This is a genomic window from Pontiella sp., assembly GCF_041622395.1.
GTDB lineage: Bacteria > Verrucomicrobiota > Kiritimatiellia > Kiritimatiellales > Pontiellaceae > Pontiella.
Genome location: NZ_JBFJYW010000253.1, coordinates 1 through 5,548, shown reverse-complemented (window position 1 = coordinate 5,548; position 5,548 = coordinate 1). Strand labels below are relative to the sequence as shown.

Annotated in this window: 6 protein-coding genes; 3 read left to right on the top strand and 3 right to left on the bottom strand. The window is 59.6% G+C overall.

The annotated features are described in order from the left end of the window. The first annotated feature begins 339 nt into the window (after positions 1–339). From ABYO54_RS13300 to ABYO54_RS13290, 3 genes are all read left to right on the top strand, one after another. Positions 340–1,263, top strand: coding sequence for a HEAT repeat domain-containing protein (locus ABYO54_RS13300; protein WP_372808735.1), 924 nt, complete (start codon positions 340–342; stop codon positions 1,261–1,263). Between the two features lie 222 nt (positions 1,264–1,485). Further along, a complete protein-coding gene (gene argC / locus ABYO54_RS13295; RefSeq protein ID WP_372808734.1) occupies positions 1,486–2,535 on the top strand; it encodes an N-acetyl-gamma-glutamyl-phosphate reductase in 1,050 nt (349 codons plus the stop codon). Positions 2,536–2,560: 25 nt separating this feature from the next. Then, complete coding sequence (locus tag ABYO54_RS13290) at positions 2,561–3,112, top strand: hypothetical protein (protein ID WP_372808733.1); 552 nt, start codon at positions 2,561–2,563, stop codon at positions 3,110–3,112. On the opposite strand, the gene alr is transcribed toward ABYO54_RS13290, so the two are convergent. From alr to ABYO54_RS13275, 3 genes are all read right to left on the bottom strand, one after another. Then, the gene (alr, locus tag ABYO54_RS13285; RefSeq protein WP_372808732.1) at positions 3,109–4,215 is read right to left on the bottom strand and encodes an alanine racemase; all 1,107 of its coding nucleotides are present in this window, start codon (positions 4,213–4,215) and stop codon (positions 3,109–3,111) included. The genes ABYO54_RS13290 and alr overlap by 4 nt on opposite strands. Positions 4,216–4,290: 75 nt before the next feature. Beyond that, a complete protein-coding gene (gene leuD, locus ABYO54_RS13280) occupies positions 4,291–4,911 on the bottom strand; it encodes a 3-isopropylmalate dehydratase small subunit (RefSeq protein ID WP_372808731.1) in 621 nt (206 codons plus the stop codon). After that, positions 4,911–5,548 (bottom strand): aconitase family protein (locus ABYO54_RS13275; protein WP_372808730.1); only part of this gene is annotated, 638 nt, incomplete at its 5' end. The genes leuD and ABYO54_RS13275, both read right to left, overlap by 1 nt.

Below are 5,548 nucleotides of genomic sequence, written 5' to 3'. Positions count from 1 at the left end.
CGGGGTGCTGCGGTCGAGGTGCTTGAGTCGTGCGGCCATGGCTTCCTTTTGCTTAAGATAGGCATAGACTGGCACAGACTCGTTAACATGGAAATACATTCGCAACTTAAATCTAAGCCCGACAGGCTGCTAGTACACCGAGAACCTTAAACTTTCGGACGATTTTCAACCACCCGCTTCGCTAGAGGTCACAGAGCAGAGAGGATATGCATAGAGCCTCTGTGTCTCAGTGCCCTCTGCGGCAAAAACCGCGCGAAGCGTCACAGATTCCCCATTCTCGCGCTTGTCATCCTTCGGCCACGCACCTATCTTGTATGCATTGAGCATCAGGAGCAAAAAATGAACCGACTATCCATCTTCGCCGTCGCCACCGCTTGGTGTGTCACTTCCCTTGGCGCCCCTGCGGGCAATCAACCGCACCCGCCCGTGGGCATCCCAACCAATGAATTCACTAAAGGTACCATCTCCCTGCAGGAAATGTTGCTCAGCGGTCCGCCCCAACTAAAAATGCACTCTTTGGCGATGATCGCCAACGGCAGCATCAAGGGCGACATCGACGAAAGCTATCTCCCAGGACTCAAGGCGTGCGCCGAAGACGTTTCCGCCCCGATCCGCGGCATTGCGGCGCGCATTCTGGGCGAACACTTCGTCAAGAACCAAGAGCACCCCAACTCCGCCGCGATGGAGCTACTCCGAATCCTGGCCAAGGATGAAGCCGCCGACGTGCAGTTTAACGCCGTGTATCATGGACTGACGCAGGTGAAATACAAGACGCCGGAATTGGTGGAACAATTGATCGACCTGGCCTCCATCAACCGCAAGGAAAGCCTGCAGGACCAGATCATCGTTTCATTGGCAAACTACCAACCCCAAGCCGCCGAAATCCTCGACCAAAAGCTGAACGGCGACAACGCGATTGCCTACTACGAGATCTACGAGGAATTCACGGGCAAGGTCCCGGCCGACGCCGACAAATTCCTGAACATGCCGTCGAGCCGACCGCGCATGTTCATCTTCAAGGGCCAGGGCGATGCGCAATCGTCCAAGGCCGAACTGGAAAAAAAACTCCGGGACGCAGGCCTCGAAAACCCCACGGTCCGCATTTCGGGCAAAGACGAAAACTATTCCCTGCTGGTGAAAACCTATCTGACCCGGGACTACAAGGCCGTCGAGAAGGCGCTTTCCAACAACGCCGAGTTCCGAATGATCCAGTCGATGTGGCTGACGCCGGAGCTTGAGGTCATGCTCGAGCGGATGAAGTAGCCCCAGCCGAAGACGCCGCATGGCCGGTCGGGCTTGCGCCCACTCCCAACACCGGCGTACCGCAAGCCCTATTTTCCCACCACAGAGGGCCGCCGAACACGTTGCCGCCCCACGCCTGCGCGGCGAAAAGGCCGGAATCCCAGATGCACGCAGTTTTGTGTCGATTCAATCGGTACGGTGGTCTATTTTGTTCGCCTTATTTTTTCAACGAGGTGCAGAACTATGATCAAGGCTAAAGTTGTTGGCGCGGGCGGGTACGGCGGAGTCGGCATTACCGAACTGCTACTGCGGCATCCCGAAGCGCAAATCGGCTGTTTGGTAAGCCTGTCCGATACCGGGCGGAAGATGAGCGACGTATTCCCCCACCTGCGCGGGTTCTGCGACGACGTTATCGTTTCCCCCGACGACCCCAAAACCCAAGAACCCTACGACGTGGTCTTCTTTTCCACCCCCGACGGCGTCGGCATGCAATCCGCCGAAGAAGAGATCGGGCGCGGCGCCAAGGTGATCGACTACAGCGGCGACTTCCGCTTCGGCACGGTCGAGCGCTACGCCGAATACGCCAACTTCATCGGCCGGGACCCGGTGCACAAGGCCCCCGCCCTGCTGAATGAAACCGTCTACGGCCTGCCGGAACTCCACGACATCACCGACGCGCAAAACATCGTGGGCAACCCCGGCTGTTTCGCGGTCAGTTGCATTCTCGGTCTCGCCCCGGCCGTCGCGGCCGGCATCATCGACCCCAAAAGCATCATCTGCGACTGCAAAACGGGCGTTTCCGGCGCGGGCAAAAAGCCCAACGCCGCGTTTCACTACCCCAACCGCTACGACAACATGAACGCCTACAAACTGGCCGGACACCAGCATGTGGTCGAAATCGAGCAGGAGCTCGGGCTGCTGGGCGAAGACGACGTGCAAATCACCTTCACCGCGCAAGTGGTGCCCGTTTGCCGCGGCATCATGTCGTGCCTCTATGCCTCCCTGGACGGACAGGACAGCGAACAGGTGCTCGAGATCTACCGCGAGTTCAACCGTAACAACCCGTTCATCCGCGTGCAGGACGCCGGCACCCCGGCCAGCATCGCCGACATCCGCGGCACCAACTATTGCAACCTGACGGTGGACGTGGACAAACGCAACAACCGCCTGCGGGTGATCTCGCATATCGACAACCTAATGAAGGGCCAAGCCGGAAACGCATTGCAGAACATGAACCTCATGTTTGGACTGGATTCTGGCATGGGACTTGCGTTTGCTGGCCAGTATCCTTGATGGATATCGATTGGCAGGCTATTGCATGAATCTATATGTCAGATTGGCGACCGCCATTGGCTCCATGGCCGCATACCTTGCGGCCCTGCGATTCGTTGCCCCTCCGGACCAGCCCTATTTCATCATGGGGATCGGGGTTGTCGGACTGGTTGCCTGGTTGCTCGGATCGCTTCAAGGCTTGATTGCCGCGCTCCTGCTGGTGCCGCTGACCAATCTGATCTACGAACAATTCAGCCTCGCCACGAGCTATGATCATTTTGCCAGCTCCCCCGCCTACGTGGGCATGCAAATCATCATTGCCTTAGCCATTGGCCACCTGCGAAGGGAAAAAAAGGCCATCCGGCAGAAGGAATTGGAGATGGAGGAGACGAACCACCAGCTCCAGGCCGTGCTTTCGCAGGTCAAGGAACTCGGCGGAATCCACAACCTATGCAGTAGCTGCAAAATGATCCAGGACGACCAAGGCAGCTGGCAGTCGATCGACCGGTTCCTCAAGCAACACACCAAGATGGAATTCAGCCACTGCATCTGCCCCGATTGCGCCGAGACCTTCAAGCCTCCGCCCGACATGCCTTAGTCCACCAGCTCATGCCGCATATTGTGGCCCAGATGGCAGGTAATCTCATACGGAATCGTCCCCGCCAAACGGGCCAGGTTTTCCACGCAGTTCGGAGCCGTCGGGTCGGATGAAATGACCTCGACATCGTCGCCCACCTTAACATCCGGGATATCCGTCACATCGACCGTCATCTGGTCCATCGAAACGCGCCCGCGCACCGGGGCATCCATGCCATTGATCCGGACCACCGCCTTATTGGAAAGGTTGCGGAAATAACCGTCGCCATAGCCGATGGGCACCACCCCCACCCGACTGTCGCGATCGTAGCGGTGCGTCAGCCCGTATCCGCTGTAGCCGCCCGCTGGAATCCGCTTCACCGCAATCAGCTTGGCCCTCACCGACATGCACGGCCGCAACTCGACCGTGCTCGTCAGATGGTCGGACGGATGGCAGCCATAAACCGCGATCCCCGGGCGAACCATGTCGAAATGGGTTTCCGGCAGATCCAGGGTCGCCGCGGAATTGGCGGCATGCCGCGTAATCCCGCCCGCCACCGCAACAATGGACCGGAAGAGCTCCAGTTGCCGGAAGGTCGCGGAACGCTCGGCCTCGTCGGCCGTCGCAAAATGGGTATAGATCCCCGTCAGCTCAACCTCGTCCGCGGCATTGATCTGCTCAATCAGCGCCACCGCCTGCCGGGCCGGAACCCCGAGGCGCCCCATGCCCGTATCGACCTTCAGGTGAACCCGCGCGGTCTTCCCGACGCGCCGGGCGGCCGCCTGGATCGACTCCAGCGCCGAGGTCGACATAACCGTCTGCGTAATCTCCTGCCAAACCAGTTCGTCCTGAATCTTGAAGTCATCGAAGTAGGCGGAGAGGAAGCAGAGAATAAACCCGTGATAGCCCTTGCCCCGCAGCGCCAGCGCCTCGAGCGGCGCCGCCACGGCAAAGCCATCGGTCAGCTCGGCCAACACGGGGTAGAGCACGTCCATCCCATGGCCGAAACAGTCGTCCTTAACGACCGGGCAAAGCTTCACGCCCGGCCCAATCAGTCGCCGCAGCTGGGCCATGTTGTGCCGGACCGCCGACTCCGAAATCGATGCTGTCAGATAGTTTTTCATATGACCTTGGAAATAAAAAAGCTCCCGGGAATCGGGAGCTATTAGTTGTAGCCGCTCTTCCAATATTTGAAAAGGCTAAGCGCAACACAACTGCATATTGTGGCCCGCCTCGAAACGGGAAATCTCCGCATCGTAAAGCAGCGATTCGGCGATGTCGTCGAGCCCCTGTAGCAGCTTTTCCTTCACGGCCGGATCGACCTCGAACTTGAAGGTCGTGTCGCCGAAAGAAACGCTCTGCGCTTCGAGGTCAACGGTCGCCTCCAGCGGCTCGTCGGCTGCCGCCATCTCGAAGATCGCGTCCACCTCTTCGCTCGAAAGCTGGACGGTCAACAAGCCGTTTTTGGCGCAGTTGTTGCGGAAGATGTCGGCGAAACCGGGGATATCGCCTTCGATCGGCGCGATGACGACCTTGAAGCCCTGCTGGGCAACCGCCCACACGGCGTGCTCGCGGCTGGATCCGCAACCGAAGTTGTTGCGGCCAACCAAAATCGAAGCCCCCTTCGTCTTCGGCTGGTTGAGCACGAAGCCGGCGTTGTCGGACCCGTCGGCGTTGTAGCGCCAGTCGGAAAACAGCGCCGGGCCGAACCCAGTGCGCTTGATCGATTTCAGGTGCTCCTTCGGGATCAACGCGTCCGTATCGATGTTCGCGCGGTCAACCGCACATACGATGCCAGTGAATGTCTTGAATTTTTCCATTAGCCGATCTCCCTTACATCAACGAAATGCCCGTGGATTGCCGCCGCCGCGGCCATGGCCGGGCTCACCAAATGCGTTCTGCCCCCACGCCCCTGCCGACCTTCGAAGTTGCGGTTGGAGGTCGAGGCGCAGCGCTCCTTGTCCTTCAACTTGTCGGGGTTCATGGCCAGGCACATGCTGCAGCCCGCGTAGCGCCACTCGGCGCCCGCTTCGTGGAAGATGCGGTCGAGGCGTTCGGCCTCGGCCTGGTAACGGACTTTTTCGGACCCCGGCACCACCAGCACGCGGACGCCCTGGGCGACCTTCTGGCCTTCCATCACCTTCGCGGCCTCGCGAAGGTCTTCGATGCGGCCGTTGGTGCAGCTGCCGATAAAAACGGTGTCGATCTTGATGTCGGTCATTTTCATGCCCGGCTCGAGGCCCATGTAGTCGAGGGCGGCGCGGACGTCTTCCGGCGCATATTCCGCCACGGCATCGAGCGCCGGAACGGTGCTGTTCACGCCCGTCACCATGCCGGGGCTGGTGCCCCACGTGACCTGCGGCTCAAGCTTTTCGACGTCGATCACGAGGACCTTGTCGTAGGTCGCGTCCTCGTCGGAATAGAGCGTCTTCCAGTAGGCGATGGATTCCTCCAGCG